Origin of the sequence: Staphylococcus argensis, assembly GCF_002902305.1 — a bacterium.
Lineage (GTDB): Bacteria > Bacillota > Bacilli > Staphylococcales > Staphylococcaceae > Staphylococcus > Staphylococcus argensis.
Genome location: NZ_PPPX01000016.1, coordinates 105,731 through 123,637, shown reverse-complemented (window position 1 = coordinate 123,637; position 17,907 = coordinate 105,731). Strand labels below are relative to the sequence as shown.

Below are 17,907 nucleotides of genomic sequence, written 5' to 3'. Positions count from 1 at the left end.
TACGGTGATAGGGGTTGCCGTCACCGTAGTGCGATAATAGTGATTTATTATCTAATTAGGTTAATCCATTTCAATCGTACGTGGTGAATCCACATTGTCATCATTCATTACTTTCACTTGTTTAGGTGTCGCTTTGATGACACATAAATCTGGGTCATCTTTAGAATCGAAGAAGGATTTATCTTGTTTTTGCCATAACCAATCAATTGTTTCTTGGTCTTTTAAGATTTCAACTTCAGCGTCAATTTCTAAGAAACTGCGATTGTTGGTATCGTCGAAACCGAGTAAGATGTGTGCGCGAGGATTGTCTTTGAATTCTTGTATTTTTTCAGATTCGATGTTCGTTTTAGTATAAAGTGTGAAATCATCGTTATAGAAAATCATATATCTACTGTTTGGAACGTTGTTATGAGCAGTAGATAGGACACCTACTTTAGATTGTTCAAGGATCTTCTCAATTTCTGTCTTAACTTGTTCTTTACTCATAGCATTATCACCTCACTCATCATTTACCCGATCACAAATCTGACTACACTTATTTGCTTTACAAAGGTAATAATTCGTATTCAAAACGGGAATATGTAAAGATAAAGACGTAGTAAGGAGATGACATGATGAAAGAGCGCGGTCGTATTGAATTATTGTGGCGGACAGAGAAGTACCGTGTGTTATGGTATAGCCACCGTACATATGATGAAATTAGAGAGCGTTTGAAAGGGGACCCCTCGTACAAAGAAATCGAGAAGCTCATCATTCAAGCGTTGAAATATGAGCCGAAGAAGAACAATATTATTAATTCTGCAGATCATATGTGGGGTTATTTTAAAAATGAAGCGACTTCCGATGAGAAAAAGCATTACAAGAAATTGAAGCGTCAATTCAAAAGTGGCACGCGCCCTGCATCAGACTTGCGTGACTACTTGAGAGTGTTAGCACAACGTTACGAGTCGGAATATTTATTAGAAAGTCGCATATTGCAATAAAATGTGTGAATGATGGAGGAAAACAATGTTTCTAGCATGGAATGAAATTAAGAGAAATAAGCTCAAATTTAGTCTAATTATTTGTATCTTGATACTCATCAGTTATTTATTATTTTTACTATCAGGGTTAGCAAAAGGGCTAATTAACATGAATACAGAAGGCATTAAAAAGTGGAATGCGGACGCGATCGTCATGAACAAAGATGCCAATCAAACGGTAGCGCAATCTATCGTGGATAAGGACAAAGTGGACGGCAAGTATAAGAAACAAGCGACACTTAAACAAACGGGCGTCATAGCGTCGAATGGGAAAGACGAAGAGAACGCATTGATGTTCGGAACTGAACAACCCTCATTCCTTGTCCCTAAGATTGTGAAAGGACACAAAGTCCATAAAGATAAAGAAGTGATGATTGACCAATCCTTAGCAAATAAAGGATTTAAGGTGGGCGATCAGCTCAGTTTGTCACAATCTGACGTGAAATTGAAAGTCGTCGGCGTGACAGAAAGTGCGAAATACAACGCTTCACCTGTAATCTTCGCAAACAATCAAACAGTAGCGAAAGTTAATCCACAGCTACAGGGCGACAAAGTGAACGCTGTCGTAGTGAAAGATAAGAAGTGGAAAGACAAATCGCTCGATAGCAAGCTTGAAGCGGTCAGTATGGATAACTTTATCGAACAACTTCCTGGTTACAAACCGCAAAATTTAACATTAAACTTTATGATTACGTTCTTATTTATCATATCTGCAACAGTTATCGGCGTGTTCTTATATGTGATGACTTTACAGAAGAAACAACTCTTCGGTGTCTTGAAAGCACAAGGCTTTACGAACGGCTATCTCAGCAAAGTGGTTCTATCACAAACCTTCATTCTCGCATTGATTGGTACAGTGATAGGCTTTGGATTGACATTGTTGACGAGTGAATTCTTGCCAGACGCAGTGCCAATTAAACTGGACTTACTCACGCTGCTGCTCTTTGGTGTGGCACTCATCGTGATATCGCTATTAGGCAGTGTGTTCTCAATACTCAGTATCCGTAAGATAGACCCGTTGAAAGCGATAGGTTAGGAGGCAGTTAAAGTGATTGAATTTGATCAAGTGACGAAAGACTTTCGAGATGGCGACCAGACGATTGAGGCTGTGAAACCCACTACTTTGAAGCTCGGTAAAGGTGAGATTGTCGCTATCGTTGGTCCTTCCGGTTCAGGTAAAAGTACTTTGTTGACCATGGCAGGTGCGCTACAAACACCCACATCAGGTCGAATTGTGATTAATGAGCAGGATATAACGCAATTATCTCAAAAGCAGTTATCAAATATTCGTATGAATGAAATAGGCTTTATATTACAAACCTCAAACTTAGTTCCCTTTCTCACAGTTAAACAACAATTTGAATTATTGAGAAAGGAAAAGAAAGATGTCATGTCAGATAAGGTGTTGCAGAACATGTTAGAGCGCCTAGGTTTAAGCAAAGTCGTCAACAAACTGCCTGAACAAGTTTCTGGCGGTCAGAAACAACGCGTGGCGATTCTTAAAGCGCTATATACCAACCCATCGCTGATCTTAGCAGACGAACCTACCGCGTCGTTGGATACTGAAAATGCGATGGAAGTCATGCGTATTCTACGAGATATGAGTAAAGAACAGGAAAAAACGTGCATTATAGTAACGCATGATGAACGTTTGACCGATTATTGCGATCAAGTCTTTCAATTAGTGGACGGTCGTTTAACGAAGCAGAAATAATTAGAGTGACGTTTGTATTCTTATGAGGTGTGAAGGGGCTTTATGCCATGTAAGGATGCAAACGTTTTTTGTATGTCGTTAGCTATAATAGACACAATTATGATTATTTTCTTTAAAATTATATATTACATTTATGTAATATAAATGATATTTGAATTTAATGGCTTTTTACTATAAGGCGTGAAACAATGGGAACAGTAATTAAATTGAGGAGTGTTACATAAATGAAACGGAAGCAATCATCGCGCCAACAATTTGGAATTCGCAAGCTTACTGTCGGCGTTGGATCACTGATAGTGGGAACTTGTTTATGGATACATATGGGCGATAATAGTATCGCTGAGGCAGCAGAAGCGGACAATGCAGAACAAGTGCAACAAACAACTGATGCTCAAGGAGAGGTAGCTGGAGAAGAACCTCAATCAAATAACGCTGAGGAAGTTAAAAATAACGAAGTGGCTGATGCTACAACAGCGAGCCAACAAGGAGCGAAGGATTCACAAGCAGTGTCACAACAACAAGGTGAAACGGTTAGTGGTGAAGACGAGCAAGATCTTTCAGAAACATCAACGTCAGATAAGCAGAACGTAGACGTAGAAGCGAATGCTGAAGAGGATAACGCGTCTTCAACAAATAAAGCTAAAGATGCAGATTATACATACCAACAAAAATTAACAGATGAATGGCAACAAGGCACAGAAGACAGCGCGCAGTCTAACCAAGGGAACGAGGGAGTAACAACAACTGAAGAAGAGAATTCAGGTGACGATATCAATGTGGAAGGTTCTAATCAAGCAACGACACAAGCAACGACACAAGCTACGCAACAACCTCAAGACGAAGTGGCAGAAAGTGAGACAAACACTCAAGAAAGTACACCTGAAACATCCTTCTTCGCGATGCCAAGTTATGGTTCAGCAGAATGGTTAAATGCGTATAACGTATCATACGGGTTTGGTAGTTACCCTCTACCGAATAATAATGGTATGCACTATGGCGTTGATTTACCGATGCCACAAGGAACGCCAGTCCGTGCGATTACTGGAGGCACAGTTCAGTATGCAGGCTGGGACCAAATGGGTGGCGGTAACACGATTACTGTTCAAGAACCAGACGGTCAACATTCTCAATTCTATATGCATCTCAGTGGTTTCAACGTAGCAGCAGGCCAAACAATTCAGACAGGTCAAATTATCGGTTATTCAGGTAATACAGGTGCGTCTACAGGTCCACATCTACACTTCCAACGCATGAATGGTTATCCAAGTAACGAAACAGATGAGAATCCATTACCGTTCTTACAATCATTAGGTTACGGTAACGGAGGTCAAAGTGGCGGTAGTTCTAGTGCTTCACATACTGGTTTCCAAGAAAATCAATACGGCACGCTATATAAAGAAGAACATGCGTCATTTACTCCAAATACTTCTATTATTACACGTAAGACAGGCCCATTTATTAATATGCCACGTGGCGGAACTTTAGAAGCAGGTCAAACAATTCATTACGATGAAGTGATGAAACAAGATGGTTACGTATGGTTAGGTTACGACTCTAATGGTGGTCGTCGCTACTTACCAATACGTACATGGAATCGCAACACCGACCAAATGGGAAGTATGTGGGGAACAATTTCTTAAATTAGAAGACAGCCGGGCGTCTTAAGTTTGATAAAAGTGCTGTGGTCGTCGTTTTAAATTTGATATTTGTAGTAGCTCTAGACTGTAATAAAGCATAAAAAGAGGCTCCTTCATAACGAGAGTAGGTTATGAAAGAGCCTCTTTCCATTAATTTTTAAGATATAGTTTATTCATCGTAAATATCTTCGAATTTTACTATTTGAACATCTTTATCCTTAGGATCTAAATCTTTAATTTCTTTTACTTTTTTAGGCAATGTAATATTATAATTGACAACTGTACGTAGGTCTTCTTCTCCGTCAAATTCTTCCTCATCATCATAGGAATCTTCTTCATCTTTACCTTCAACTTTATACACGGCTTTTTTAATATCATCCGTACTCATATTAAACGAACCATAAGTAATCGTTTTTTTGCTTGGATCTTGTGAAGGCTGTGCTTCGGTAGAAGTATATAAGAGTAGTGCGTTATCATTGTTCATCATAGAATTCATGCCATCTTTTTTTAACGCTTTTTTAGAAATCTTTTTTGAGAAGAGTCCTGTCATAACTGGTGTGCCATCTGGACCAATATACTCACCATAAGATTTTACTTCATGCCATTTCTTCAACTTTTTTTCTTTAGGTTTTTCAACATTGAATTTCTTTTCAATGTCTTTAGCTTTAGTACGAGAAAGTTTAGATATATCTACTGGATGCTTAAACCCTATTGCCTTAATTTTTCCACCTTTCGTAAAAAAGCCTCCCTCTGATTTACCGCCACTATCATTAGAAGTAATGTAGATAAAATGTAATTCAGGATCATTAATAATATCCTTAATTGTCACTTCTTCTTTATTTCGTATGCTCTTTCCGCAACCACCTAACATGCTTATAAGCAAAACGAATGCGATAATAATCGATAAATTTTTAGTCAATTTTTTCATATGTAGACTCCCCTTTATTAAATATTATCTAAGTCACGCTCTTCTTTGTCTTTTTTCTCTTTTGCTTCTCTAGACCCATCATCGCTTTTTCTGTAGTCTAGAACGGTCGTATTTTTATCTTTATGATCTTTATTTACGACTATTTTTGTATTTTTCGGTACTTCAGTTATGAGTACTTCAGGTATTGCTTGTTGTTGGTCCACGCCATTGTCCAGTTCAGTCCCCTCAGCTAAACCTGCATACATCTTCCCTTTGTATTCAAAAGGTTTGATGGCCATGTTATAGGATGGTCTATAATTTTTTTGAGCGTCTTTTTTATACTGTTCTAGGTCTTTATCTGTGGTGTGAGTTTCCATCCATTTTTTAGGCTCATCAATATCAAATTCATCTTTCTTTTTAAGATCGTGTTTTGAAAATAGATATGAAACGCCATCAAATTTACCATCTTTAACGTAATTGAAGCGATAGAAAGGCGACAAATCAGCATGATAGTTAACTTTACCCTTATCTTCATTAAGTAGTCGGTCATTTAATTGACGTTTCTCAAGTTTTTCTATTTTAGATTTCTGTGTATCTGTATCGTATTTTGTGAAGTTTTTAAAAGTATAGGAATCATCTTTATTGAAATCAACATTATATTCAAGACCTTTGTTATCTTTAACGTAGTACATATGTTCTAAGCTATTATTTTCGTCTTCAATATTATCAAAGTCTACTGACTCGTTGACATGATAAGACTTTGCTTTGATATCGTATAGCATATGCCCTTTACCATTTTTGAATAAATCTTCGAATGTGACTTCTTTCATCTTTTTATCTTCGGATTTTGACTTATCTTCAGAGGACTTTTTGCTATCTGAAGAGGAAGTAGATTTACTACTAGATGTTTGTTTCTTATCCTTTGAACCATCCTCATGGCTATCGTGTCCTTGGCACCCTGCGAGTAGTAGGGCAGTGATACTGAGTGTTGAAATTATTCTCTTTTTCATATATGTTCTAACTCCTTTTTGTAAATGTTGAGGCATCTAAGATAGTTATAATAGAAGAAGGACGACACTGAATCTCTAATTCAGTGTTCATCCTTCCATCATTTATTAAATTTTGTGTTTTAAGTAAATCATCTCAAGCTTGATGAGCTCTGTGATGAATTGAGCATAGAGTGATTCTGGAGCAATCAATCTTAAAGATTTACGATATTGGAAACAGAGATTGATGGCTTCAATCGTTGAAAGTTTCATTTCAACCTTGATGTGTTGCGCATCTTGATGAATAACTTGTGTTCGATAGGTCTGCTTAATCTTCTTATATGTTTGATGCGTCATTTCATAATTAACAGTTTCTAAATTATTTAGTGAGCGGTCAGTCTTATTTGTTATGAAATAACTGTTTTCACTAAAGTTAAAATGTATTTCATAATCGAGTTCGTTGATAAGACTTTTCTCGTAAAAGTAATGTTTAATATTGCTGATATCACGTTGAATAGTACGGCGATCGACTTTAAATTCTTCAGCAAGCAATGCCGTATTTACTGTGTCGCGGTTGAGTAATTTCGTATAAATTTCAAGTAAACGGTATGCCTGTTCGATGATAACCACCTCTTAACCTCTATAAATTCATTATAAAAAACGACCTTAGACAGTTAAGGTCGTTTAGAATAAAGTTTGAAAACAATAAACTATTAAATTGTTAGCCTTGACGTTCGTTTGTAGAAATTTAAATATCTTTGTAACGACAATATGTGTCGCATGCGTCAGAATGTTTCGTAATAATAGTGTTGAATGACAAGCCATTCGAGTAGTTCTTGTGGTGTGGATGCTACCAATTTGAGTTCGTTTGCTGTTGTCGTGTTAAGTAATTCTGCATAAACTTGGTGAAAAAGCATCCCTAATTTGTGCATTTCGCATGACGTAACACTATCTTCATGTTGCTCGTAAATCTTAATAATGGTCTGAATGGATTGCTGTTTTCTATTGAGAATGGCCTTAATGTGTAAATACAACATCTTTCTAATCCTCCTTCCTTTTCGTTCGTCTCTAAATGTCGACTGCTTTAGCAGGAGACATCATTATTCAGCTCTTTTAATAGAAGGAGTTATAAAGATTAGAAAGATATAAAAAAGGACATGAAAAATGCGCTCGCTTCAAATTTTTGAAATTTGAAGCGAGCGCGCGGATTTTTAGGAATTTGTAAATTTCAAATTTATATTTTGAATTCATCACAGCTTTATGAAAGGATCGAGAAAGGTTTAAATAGAGAGCGGATTGAAGTGACAGTTCACATTTGTTTCTTCATTAATATAGGTTTTAGAAAGTAGATTACACATCACGAAAGAAAGTATATATAAATAGAGGTAATAAAGGAGCGTACCGTAAAATAAATACGAAAGTTGAAAATGTATTACATAGGAGAGAAAAGTATTTTCAATAAAATTATGAAACTAGGTATAAAAACAACTCTTTTAATGTTACACTAGTAGATGATGCAATAAGAGTAAGCATAAACCATTTTTGGACATACAACTTAGTTAAAGTCAATAGATTTTACATGATTTTTTAATAAGTCATAAAAATCTGTCGTACAATAAAATGTAACAATGTCACTATTAACAATACAATTAGTTGTCTGTTAAAATGGAAATAAGGAATTACAAGCGGAAACGAATTCCGAGTTTGGCGAAAGGAATAATAAACTTTATCTTCGTAACAGGATTCGAATTTGACAGCTGTAAGATTTTGAGGTAAAGTCATGAGTTTTTACGAATTTTTACAAAGTTTCGTGGGAGATGACACGCCATTAGGAAAGCTTGCAGACTACGTAGAACAAGATGTTAATTTTCCCAAAGAAGAAACCGTACTGGAACATATATTGGAGTACTTTAACGAGCAACCTTTAGTGAAAGAACAATACATCGAGACAGTGAAACGCTCTTTATCAGTGTTTGAAGATTTATTTCAATAAATAATAAGGGAGAAGTTATGGACAAATTAGTCCATAACTTCTTTATTATCAGCTACGGATTGTTGTTCCATAGCTTGATAAACAGTCGCCTTAAACACATCTTGTGTGTAGAACTGGCGCTGATTATCGACTGAGAAAGGCTCGAGAATGTTGTTGTCGACCCAATGAGCAATGAGCTCAAGTGGGTAGCCAGCTTCTAACATCTCTTGTTCGTCAGTTATCAGCTGACTCCAATCCAAATCAATCTCTTTCGGATCAATTTGGATGTCAGTTCCTTCATAGTTTGCCAATGTATCAGCCTCCTCACTAATAAATTAGCGGAGAGGCTTGCCCCGGAGAGACTCGCTAAAAAACAAGCCTCTCCACAGAGCAAACAATCCTAAGATTGATCTTCTACATTGTCGTTAATTAAGGAATGAAGAAAGGTGAGCCTTTCTCATTAGTAAATATAGCTCAATTATGTCGTTTTTAAACATTATTTCATAGCAAACAACTGTAAACCTTCTTTAAATAGAATTCTATATTGATACGCCAGTACGAAAGATTCAGCACTAAATCAATCTACCCTTCTCCGTAAATTTACTTTCCAACCATCGACGCGACATTCAATTTTCAAACTAATAAGTAGCCCGGCACGTTTTAACTTAAACAACCAGTATAAATAATATGTGTGAATCAATTAACGATTAACTCATAGTGAGGTGAAGAACATGGCTCATAAATCACAAGTACAAGAGCCTTTATGGACGCGTGACTTTATCAACGTCACTGTCGTGAACTTTCTGATGTATATGGTTCACTTCGCGTTATTCGTTACAGTGACCTCTTATACGATACATGCGTTCCATACGAGTGAAAGTCTCGGTGGACTAGCAGCAGGAATCTTTATTATCGGCATGCTCTTTGGACGTCTAGTTGCCGGACGTTTCATCGACTCGATTCAACTGAAATATATGTTGATCTTTGGTGTCATATTCTCATTTATTGCCGTGGCGCTCTACTACATTGCAGCGACACTCGTGATACTGTATATCGTGCGTTTTATCCATGGACTCGCATTCGGTATCGGGTCAAACGCAACAAGCTCTATGGCATCCAAGGTCGTGCCTGCCTCACGTAAAGGGGAAGGTATCGGTTATTACTCATTAAGTAATATTCTCGCATCAGCTATCGGACCGTTTGTGGGTATACTCATCTCTCAACAAGCAAGTTTCCAACATATCTTCCTATTTGGTCTCATCTTTATCGTTATTGCATTTATCCTATCCTTATTTATTAAACGCATCCCAGTTGTGCGTTCAAACGATAAACAGAATCAGCCTAAAGGATGGAAAGCTTTCCTTCAACCGGAAGCCTTACCGATTTCAATCGTTATCTTTATTATAGGTATCTGTTACTCAAGTATTCTTTCCTATATTAAGAGCTTTGCGGAGACAATGGATCTCGTCACTGCATCTAGTTTATTCTTTATCTTCTATGCGGTGATCTCATTTATTTCTCGTCCATTTACCGGTAAAATATTCGACCACAAAGGGGCTAATTTCATCATGTTCCCAACATTTATCCTCTTTGCGCTCGGACTCATTACACTTGCCGGTTCAGTGAATACATGGTTGATTATTCTCGCTTCTATCTTTGTCGGTCTAGGATAAGGTACGCTCGTTCCTAGCAGTCAGACGATTGCGATTCAACAATCACCTGCTGACAAGATGGGCTTAGCCACATCCACATTCTTTATTTGTTTAGACTTAGGCTCAGGTATCGGTCCGTTCGTCTTAGGTTTCGTTATCTCAGCTATTGGATATCGTTGGCTCTATATAGCGATTGCTATTGTCGTTCTCTTAGCTATGTGTCTCTACTATTATGTACAAAGACGTTACAAATATACGAACCCGAATACCCATACGTCTTAAAGCTTAATTAAGTTCCTATGCGAAGTGATTTCGTGTAGGAGCTTTTTTATATTGTATAGGGAATTTGTTGAGGAAATGTCATTTTCTGCGATAGAACTGACTTTAGAGGGTCGGCCGTCTTATTTTTGTAAAAATGAACATGCGGGGCGTCTAATAAATAAGAAAGATGGACTAGCCAAAGACTAGTCCATTACTTTCTTATCATCGTCTTGAGCTTTTTGGCTCATGACATGATAAACAGTCGCCTTAAACACTTCTTTAGTGTAGAAATGGCGTTTACTGTTTTCAACAGAGAAAGGTGCAATGATATTGTTCTCGATCCAATTGACGAGTAAGGCCAGAGGATAACCTGCTTCGAGTAACTCCTCTTCATCGACTGTGGCCTTATCCCAGTCAATGTTGAGTTCTTTAGGATCGAGTGCTATGTCGAAATGCTCTTGTTCAGACATGCGTTATCAATCCTCCCAATAAGTATTGGGACCGCCAGTAATTGTGCCTATTCACGCAGCCTTTCTCTACCGACAGTATAACGAGTTTTTTATTAAAAATACAAAAATTTTACTTGTGTAGACTTATAATTTTTTCGCTACTCCATTTGCTTTTGCAAATAACATCATCTGCCTTTGACAATAAAAATGATAATGATAAGCTTTGACTAACTATTGAAGAAACTAGTATGACAAGGGAGGAGATAAGATGGAAACAGCATATTTAGCAGGCGGTTGTTTATGGGGTGTCCAAGCTTTTATGAAGATTATCCCTGGAGTTAAAGAGACGGAAGCGGGCCGGGTGAACGGAACGACTTCGACCCTCGACGGAGAGTACGATGGTTATGCTGAAGCGGTGAAGATCACATTCGACCCTGATGAAGTGAGCGTAACAAAGCTAATGGAATATCTGTTTGAAATCATTGACCCTTATAGCGTGAATCAGCAAGGTGAAGATGTAGGGTTGAAATATCGCACGGGTTTCTACAGTGAATCGAAAGCACATCTTAGCGAGGCACAAGACTTTATAGACCAGTTTGAAGATCATCATCTCATCGCGACAGAAGTATTACCCTTAACGAATTATATTCCGAGTGCTGAAGAGCATCAAGACTACTTAGATCGTCATCCTAACGACTATTGTCACATTCCCCAATATATATTTGATAAATATAAAAATTAATCTTACTACAACAACAAATATTTAATTAATATTTGAAATTAGAGATTAATTACTTTTAAATAGGGGATAGAGATAGAAAAGGAGGTTACATATTTATGAAAAGAACAGCAGAAAAAGTCCTTTCATGGATTGGAATTGTAGTTTCAATACTTGGAATTATCTTATTTGCCGTTGCAAAACCATTATTCAACTCTGACAGTGTGGATCCAGACACAGTAAACTCAGATCAAAGTGTTGAACAAGCACGACAAGGTATGGAAAATTTAAGCTCATCGATGACTACATTAATTGTTATTTCAATTATCGGAACTATTTTAGCCCTAATTGCAGTATTCCTCATTAAGAAAAGTCGTGTTGCTGCGGGTGTGTTACTCATCATCGCAGGTATCGTGTTCATCTTCGCAAATTGGATTTGTACTATTCTCTTCTTAATTGCAGGTATCATGCTTTTAGTGAGAAAGCCGAAGAACCACAATCAAGATGATATGCACCGAGAGAATCAAGACAGTGTTTATCATGAAGAAGCAGGTAAACAATATAGTGGTCGCGATGATCATCAACATGATGGACGTCCTGATTTCACAGAAGCTAATGAAGAACAGAAAGAACCGACACAGTTTGGAACTACGAAATCAGAAGATCATTCTTCTGAACGTAATGGAACAGGGTTTACTGAAGCCAATAGTAACGAGCATCAAGAAGCACGTTTCGGTAAAGAACATGCTCGCGAGGACATGAAAGAAGACTTACAAGAGAAAGCTGATGACTTACACGTCGAAGATCCTCGTGATAAATAATATTTTTGTGATGAACCCACGATTCTGACTGATGGTTAGGATTGTGGGTTTTTGCTATGTCAAAAGCTTGTTAAAGTGCATTTGTGAAAAATTTACGAAAATTTTTTGCAAGGCATTTTAGGAACGTAAGCGAGAGATTAGAGGACTTAAGTTCGTCGCTAATATAATAAACACACTTATCTATAATTATTATTAAAGTAAGTTTCCATTAACTTCTCAAAGCACTAGACGTGCTTTGTTTTTTTATACACAGTTTCTCAATAAGAATGAGATTATTCAGTGAAATTCTCAATTAGAGTACATATTTATGATTATTAATTGCTAGTTACTATTAAAGACAAACACACTCTAATAAGGTTTGCATTAAAATAAAACAAACGTTTATATACTCTGTATTAAAGCGACAAAGTATTAAAACTATATAAATAAATAGATAAATTAATCAAAATAATATTGACTAGTGTCAACTATAGTTGTGTGGTATAGTTAAGGCGTCAGATAATGACTTCAAGAAATAACACATTTTATACTATAGGGAGGATCATTCTTTGAGAAACAAGAAGAGAAAAGGGAGATTAGATTTCCTACCGAATAGACAGAACAAATACTCTATTCGTCGTTTCACTGTAGGGACTGCATCAATCTTAATTGGTGCCACTCTTATCTTTGGTGCAAACAGTGATGCCAAAGCTGCTGAAGATACTGAAGCGAACAGCAGTCATTCAGTAGGTAATAATGATAAGGGTGAAGGTTCTGTTAAGGAATCAACTGAGGCTGAAGCGGTATCTAACCCTGAAACAACTGATACAACGTCACACGACACGCAAGCAACAGAAACAGAAGCATCTCAAGCCACTGATGAAACATCCTCAACTGAGCAATCAGTTCAAGATGATCAAACTCAAGAAGAAGCGACTGATGTTCAATCTGAACAACCTTCTCAACATGAAACGAAAGCATCTAACGATGATACTTCTTCATCTCAAGTAGACCCATCTACACAACAGAAAGAAGATCAATCTACAGAAACAACTTCTAATGAAACTGATCAAGTTCAAACAGAAGAGCCAGCTCAATCTGTTGAGAATAATAAAGAAATAACACAATCTTCTAATAATAAAGTAGAAACTCAAGACACACATGCAGATATCAATAACGTTGAAGACCGTACTTCAGCTGTAGATTACTATGCGAAGACTACGGGTGTATCAAATGAGGAAGCAGAACAAGCTATTAATGATTTAAATATTGATACAACAAAAGCGTCTGCTGAAGAAATTAAACAAGCTGTGTTATTTGAAGCACTTAAAAAATATAGTGATGAGCAAAATCAAAATCCAGTAGCTGTGCGTGGCTATGCTGGGTTTAGAGAGTCCGATGGCGCTCCAGATGTAAGAACTAGCAAAACCATTAAAGGTTTAGATGGTGCATATACTCAGTTAGGCTCACCTGCATACAATGATTACTATGTTGGTGGCGGAGAAAGAGTAAATACTTATGAAATGGCAAACAGAAGAGGCGCTAAGTCAGGTTTCTTATTAAAGGATAAAGTCAGCTTCGCTAAGGATTTCACTTTCTCTTATGATATTGCTAATAATGAGCAACGAACTTCTACTAATGGAGACGGTTGGGGCTTCATGTTCGCAGGAGATAACATCAATAAATTCACTCAATACGGTGGTATCACTTCTGTAAAAGGTTTACCAAATGCAGTTGGATTTAAAATTGATACTCACTTTAATCCTGGTGAAAGAGATTATGTCAAACCTGAACATGAAATGGAAGGTTATGCTTCATTCGTTAAGAATGATGATGATGGAACTTCTCATAATGTTGGGCCTCATAGCACATTAAAATATGCTGACCGTATTCATAGACAAATAGGCGTAGGTCAAAATATTGATGGAGCTAATTTAAATAAGATCACTCTAAGCTATAAAGCTTCAACTGGTGTATTAACGGCTAATTACTTAAATCAATCTTGGTCTATTAACGTAAGTGAATTAGGTCTAGGTAAAAATAAAGAATATAACTACGCAGTTACAAGTACAAATGATACTAATGTAGTTGGCAACACACATTATAATATTGCAATTGATTCTGCTTTATCTCAATATGGGGTAGCTACACCAGCACGTGATTATCATCCTGGTTATGATAAGGTAGAAGTAAATCTTGGTGGAACTGTGAAATCGCCACAGATTCACGACAAAGATTTACCTCCTGGAACTAAATTTGTAATCTATCCAAATGAAGTTCCTACTGGTTGGACAGCAACTGTTAATGAAAATACTGGTGAAGTAACAGCAATACCACCAGCAAATGCAAAAAGAAGTGAAGATGTACATATTCCTGTGCATATAATCTATCCTAAAAATTATAGTGGAGCTTTGAGAGCTGCACCAGATGATGTAGTCGTCGATGCTCCTATTCATCTGAATGTATCAGATGCAGAAGCGTATTCTCCAGCATATCATGATGAGACGACATTCCCAGCTGTAACAGTTAAGCTTCCGCAAATTGGTGATTCAACTGTACCTTCTGGTAGTCGTTATGAGTTAGCAGGCGACTTCCCAGTTATGCCAGGCTGGACAGTAATAGTAGATGCGAATTCGGGAGAAATAAGTGTCACTCCTCCAGAAGATGCACGTCCTGGAACTGATCAAGAAATACGAGTTAGAGTAACTTATCCAGATGGTTCATCTGAAAAGATACCTGCTAAAGTATCAGTAGTAGCTAGTGATGCGTATTTATATAATCCTGGATATGATCATAAAGTTATAAGACCTGGTGAAACGATTCAAGACCCTCAAACACAAGAGCACAATATACCAGCAAACACTAGATTTGGTATTGATTCATCATTCTCAAATGACGCAATTTGGACGGTTTCAATCAATGAAACTACTGGTGAATTAACTGTAAAAACTAGTGAGAATGCTAAACCTGGTGAAGAAATTGACGTACCTGTAAGAGTTTATTACCCAGACGGTACAGTTGATAAAGCAAAAGCAAACATTAGAATCGTTGCTGATGATGCTTATAATAACTCTCCTGGTTATGACGAAGGCGAAGTAAGACCTGGAGGTACAATTGGACTTCCTCAGAATAAAGATACTGATATGCCAGCTAATACGCATTATTCTTTAGATAAAAGTTTTAATGAAAGTGGTTGGACAGTAGAAGTTAATAGAAATACAGGTGAAATTACTGCAACATCTCCAGAAGATGCACTTCCTGGTAATGTGGTCAATGTCCCAGTATTAGTAGAGTATCCGGATGGATCAAGAGAAATCGCGTCAGCTAAAATCACTGTTATTGAAGATCAAGCATCTCAGTACGACCCGTATTATGACGATGCTACTACTAGACCAGGTGTTCCAGTTGATGTACCTCAAGTAGGGGAGACAGATCTTCCAGAGGGAACTACTTATAGAATTACTAATACGGATGAAATTCCAAAAGATTGGACAGTTTCTATTGATGCAACTACAGGTGTAATCACAGCAACACCTCCTATTACTGCTCATCGTGGACAAGGTATTACTGTACCGGTAACTGTTGTTTATCCAGATGGTTCAACAACTGATACAGATGCTAGCATTGATGTAATTAGCTCTAATGCTGATGATCATAATCCAAGCTATGAACCGAAGACTACAACACCAGGTAAAGCTGTAGAAGTACCACAGACTGGTGATAAATCAATCCCTAGAGGAACAAAATTCGAAGGCCCTAAAGATGTACCGACAGGCTGGACAGTAGATGTAGATCCAAATACAGGTAAAGTAACGGTTACACCACCAGCGGATGTAGATCCAAACACAAGTGTCGACATCCCAGTTACAGTGAAATATCCAGATGGTTCAACAGACACAACAAACGCGAAAGTAACAGTAACGCCAAACGATGCGCAAGAAAATGACCTAGGCTACGAGGATAAAACGACTAAGCCAGGACAACCTGTAGAAGTACCACAGACAAAAGATAAAGATTTACCACCTGGTACACAATTTGAAGGACCTAAGAATGTTCCAGATGGTTGGACTGTGAATGTAGATCCAAATACAGGAACAGTTACAGTAACACCTCCTAAAGATGCTAAACCAGGTACTAAAGTTGGTATTCCAGTAACAGTTAAGTATCAAGATGGTTCAACTGATACTACAAACGCTAACGTGACAGTAACAACACCAGATTCTGAAGAGCATGATCCAGGTTATGATCCTAAAACGACTAAACCAGGTCAACCAGTTGAGGTACCACAAACGAAAGATCCAGAATTACCAACAGGTACACAGTTTGAAGGACCGAAAGATGCTCCAGAAGGTTGGACAGTAGATGTAGATCCAAATACAGGAACAGTTACAGTAACACCACCTAATAATGCTAAACCAGGCACAGAAGTAGGCATTCCAGTGACAGTTAAATATCCAGATGGATCAACTGACACAACGAATGCAAAAGTAACAATAATTCCTAAAGATCCAAGTGAGACTGATGCAGGTCAAAACGACCCAGGTTACGAAGATAAAACAACGAAACCAGGACAACCGGTAGAAGTACCACAAACAAAAGACTCAGATTTACCACCAGGTACACAATTTGAAGGACCGAAAGACGTACCACCAGGTTGGACAGTAGACGTAGATCCAAACACAGGAACAGTAACAGTAACGCCACCTGAAGATATTCAACCAGGTACTGAAATTGAAATTCCTGTAACTGTACATTATCCAGATGGTTCAACAGATGAAGTTAATGCGAAAGTTATTGTAGATGAACCTGAAGAATCAGATGCGGATGCTGATAGCGATGCGGATTCAGATAGCGATTCGGATTCTGACAGTGACTCAGATTCAGATAGCGATTCGGATTCTGACAGTGATTCAGACTCAGATAGCGACTCCGATTCCGACAGTGACTCAGATTCAGATAGTGATTCAGACTCAGACAGCGACTCAGATAGCGATTCGGATTCTGACAGTGATTCAGACTCAGATAGCGACTCCGATTCAGATAGTGACTCAGATTCCGACAGTGACTCAGATTCAGACAGCGACTCTGACTCAGACAGCGACTCTGACTCAGACAGCGATTCTGATTCAGACAGCGATTCAGACTCGGACAGTGACTCAGATTCAGACAGCGACTCTGACTCAGACAGCGACTCTGACTCAGACAGTGATTCTGATTCAGACAGCGATTCCGACTCCGACAGTGACTCCGACTCAGATAGCGATTCCGATTCCGACAGTGACTCAGATTCGGACAGTGATTCAGATTCCGATAGCGACTCCGACTCAGATAGCGATTCAGACTCGGACAGTGACTCAGATTCAGATAGTGATTCAGACTCAGACAGCGATTCTGATTCCGACAGTGACTCCGACTCGGACAGTGATTCTGATTCAGACAGCGATTCCGACTCCGACAGCGACTCAGATTCAGACAGCGACTCTGACTCAGACAGTGACTCTGATGCAGATGCTGATACTGATCACCATGATCCAGGATATGATGACGCTAAGACACAACCGGGCAAACCAGTAGAAGTACCACAAACTAAAGATAAAGATGTTCCAGAAGGTACAAGATTCGAAGGACCGAAAGATGTTCCAACAGGTTGGGTAATCGATGTGGATCCAAATACAGGTAAGGTAACGGTGACTCCACCTGCTGATGCAACGCCAGGCACAGAAGTGAACATTCCGATAACAGTACACTATCCAGATGGTTCTACTGATACACCAAATGTGAAAGTGACT

The 17,907-nt window shown here is 38.0% G+C and carries 16 protein-coding genes and 1 pseudogene; 10 read left to right on the top strand and 7 right to left on the bottom strand.

The genetic code is table 11. The features are described 5' to 3' along the window. Positions 1–60: 60 nt before the first annotated feature. Positions 61–486 (bottom strand): pyridoxamine 5'-phosphate oxidase family protein, encoded by a 426-nt coding sequence (locus tag CD039_RS09490; protein WP_103372107.1) that lies wholly within the window; start codon positions 484–486, stop codon positions 61–63. A 125-nt stretch (positions 487–611) separates the two neighbouring features. Between CD039_RS09490 and CD039_RS09485 the strand changes: the two genes are divergently transcribed. The 4 genes from CD039_RS09485 (at position 612) to CD039_RS12165 (ending at position 4,376) form a co-directional block, all read left to right on the top strand. Then, complete coding sequence (locus tag CD039_RS09485; protein ID WP_240595129.1) at positions 612–983, top strand: YbgA family protein; 372 nt, start codon at positions 612–614, stop codon at positions 981–983. A 25-nt stretch (positions 984–1,008) separates the two neighbouring features. After that, on the top strand, positions 1,009–2,058 hold the full coding sequence (locus CD039_RS09480) for an ABC transporter permease (protein WP_103372105.1): 1,050 nt from the start codon (positions 1,009–1,011) through the stop codon (positions 2,056–2,058). Between the two features lie 12 nt (positions 2,059–2,070). Then, on the top strand, positions 2,071–2,736 hold the full coding sequence (locus CD039_RS09475; RefSeq protein WP_103372104.1) for an ABC transporter ATP-binding protein: 666 nt from the start codon (positions 2,071–2,073) through the stop codon (positions 2,734–2,736). 224 nt (positions 2,737–2,960) lie between these two features. Next, entirely contained in the window at positions 2,961–4,376 is a 1,416-nt protein-coding gene (locus CD039_RS12165; protein ID WP_103372103.1) for a peptidoglycan DD-metalloendopeptidase family protein, read from the top strand. A 166-nt stretch (positions 4,377–4,542) separates the two neighbouring features. Here the strand turns inward: CD039_RS12165 and CD039_RS09465 are convergent, their stop codons facing one another. From CD039_RS09465 to CD039_RS09450, 4 genes are all read right to left on the bottom strand, one after another. Further along, positions 4,543–5,301 (bottom strand): hypothetical protein, encoded by a 759-nt coding sequence (locus tag CD039_RS09465; protein WP_103372102.1) that lies wholly within the window; start codon positions 5,299–5,301, stop codon positions 4,543–4,545. A gap of 17 nt (positions 5,302–5,318) precedes the next feature. After that, positions 5,319–6,290, bottom strand: coding sequence for a hypothetical protein (locus tag CD039_RS09460; RefSeq protein ID WP_103372101.1), 972 nt, complete (start codon positions 6,288–6,290; stop codon positions 5,319–5,321). 105 nt (positions 6,291–6,395) lie between these two features. After that, on the bottom strand, positions 6,396–6,896 hold the full coding sequence (locus CD039_RS09455; protein ID WP_103372100.1) for an HTH domain-containing protein: 501 nt from the start codon (positions 6,894–6,896) through the stop codon (positions 6,396–6,398). Positions 6,897–7,051: 155 nt separating this feature from the next. Then, positions 7,052–7,303 (bottom strand): hypothetical protein, encoded by a 252-nt coding sequence (locus CD039_RS09450; RefSeq protein ID WP_103372099.1) that lies wholly within the window; start codon positions 7,301–7,303, stop codon positions 7,052–7,054. A gap of 743 nt (positions 7,304–8,046) precedes the next feature. On the opposite strand from CD039_RS09450, the gene CD039_RS09445 reads away from it, so the two are divergent. Then, entirely contained in the window at positions 8,047–8,259 is a 213-nt protein-coding gene (locus CD039_RS09445; RefSeq protein WP_103372098.1) for a YozE family protein, read from the top strand. Positions 8,260–8,285: 26 nt separating this feature from the next. Here CD039_RS09445 and CD039_RS09440 read toward each other — a convergent pair whose 3' ends face one another. Further along, on the bottom strand, positions 8,286–8,549 hold the full coding sequence (locus tag CD039_RS09440) for a hypothetical protein (protein ID WP_103372097.1): 264 nt from the start codon (positions 8,547–8,549) through the stop codon (positions 8,286–8,288). Between the two features lie 420 nt (positions 8,550–8,969). Between CD039_RS09440 and CD039_RS09435 the strand changes: the two genes are divergently transcribed. Both CD039_RS09435 and CD039_RS12185 read left to right on the top strand, forming a co-directional pair. Beyond that, entirely contained in the window at positions 8,970–9,911 is a 942-nt protein-coding gene (locus CD039_RS09435; protein ID WP_313955606.1) for an MFS transporter, read from the top strand. Positions 9,912–9,923: 12 nt separating this feature from the next. Further along, positions 9,924–10,172, top strand: a pseudogene (locus CD039_RS12185) (MFS transporter); the annotation flags it as partial. 182 nt (positions 10,173–10,354) lie between these two features. Here the strand turns inward: CD039_RS12185 and CD039_RS09430 are convergent. Beyond that, entirely contained in the window at positions 10,355–10,621 is a 267-nt protein-coding gene (locus CD039_RS09430) for a hypothetical protein (RefSeq protein ID WP_002472660.1), read from the bottom strand. 247 nt (positions 10,622–10,868) lie between these two features. Between CD039_RS09430 and CD039_RS09425 the strand changes: the two genes are divergently transcribed. The 3 genes from CD039_RS09425 to CD039_RS09415 all read left to right on the top strand — a co-directional run. Continuing rightward, complete coding sequence (locus CD039_RS09425) at positions 10,869–11,342, top strand: peptide-methionine (S)-S-oxide reductase (protein ID WP_103372096.1); 474 nt, start codon at positions 10,869–10,871, stop codon at positions 11,340–11,342. A gap of 95 nt (positions 11,343–11,437) precedes the next feature. After that, positions 11,438–12,139 carry a DUF4064 domain-containing protein gene (locus CD039_RS09420; RefSeq protein ID WP_103372095.1) on the top strand — a complete coding sequence of 234 codons (702 nt, stop codon included), beginning with the start codon at positions 11,438–11,440 and terminating at the stop codon, positions 12,137–12,139. Between the two features lie 548 nt (positions 12,140–12,687). Then, positions 12,688–17,907, top strand: a 5,220-nt coding sequence (locus CD039_RS09415) for a YPDG domain-containing protein (RefSeq protein ID WP_142384382.1), incomplete at its 3' end; no start/stop codon positions are given.

Bases quoted from the DNA above. Each gene is read 5' to 3' on its own strand.
- CD039_RS09490 (WP_103372107.1), bottom strand. From the start codon at position 486: ATGAGTAAAGAACAAGTTAAGACAGAAATTGAGAAGATCCTTGAACAA.
- CD039_RS09485 (WP_240595129.1), top strand. From the start codon at position 612: ATGATGAAAGAGCGCGGTCGTATTGAATTATTGTGGCGGACAGAGAAG.
- CD039_RS09480 (WP_103372105.1), top strand. From the start codon at position 1,009: ATGTTTCTAGCATGGAATGAAATTAAGAGAAATAAGCTCAAATTTAGT.
- CD039_RS12165 (WP_103372103.1), top strand. From the start codon at position 2,961: ATGAAACGGAAGCAATCATCGCGCCAACAATTTGGAATTCGCAAGCTT.
- CD039_RS09465 (WP_103372102.1), bottom strand. From the start codon at position 5,301: ATGAAAAAATTGACTAAAAATTTATCGATTATTATCGCATTCGTTTTG.
- CD039_RS09460 (WP_103372101.1), bottom strand. From the start codon at position 6,290: ATGAAAAAGAGAATAATTTCAACACTCAGTATCACTGCCCTACTACTC.
- CD039_RS09450 (WP_103372099.1), bottom strand. From the start codon at position 7,303: ATGTTGTATTTACACATTAAGGCCATTCTCAATAGAAAACAGCAATCC.
- CD039_RS09445 (WP_103372098.1), top strand. From the start codon at position 8,047: ATGAGTTTTTACGAATTTTTACAAAGTTTCGTGGGAGATGACACGCCA.
- CD039_RS09435 (WP_313955606.1), top strand. From the start codon at position 8,970: ATGGCTCATAAATCACAAGTACAAGAGCCTTTATGGACGCGTGACTTT.
- CD039_RS09430 (WP_002472660.1), bottom strand. From the start codon at position 10,621: ATGTCTGAACAAGAGCATTTCGACATAGCACTCGATCCTAAAGAACTC.
- CD039_RS09425 (WP_103372096.1), top strand. From the start codon at position 10,869: ATGGAAACAGCATATTTAGCAGGCGGTTGTTTATGGGGTGTCCAAGCT.
- CD039_RS09420 (WP_103372095.1), top strand. From the start codon at position 11,438: ATGAAAAGAACAGCAGAAAAAGTCCTTTCATGGATTGGAATTGTAGTT.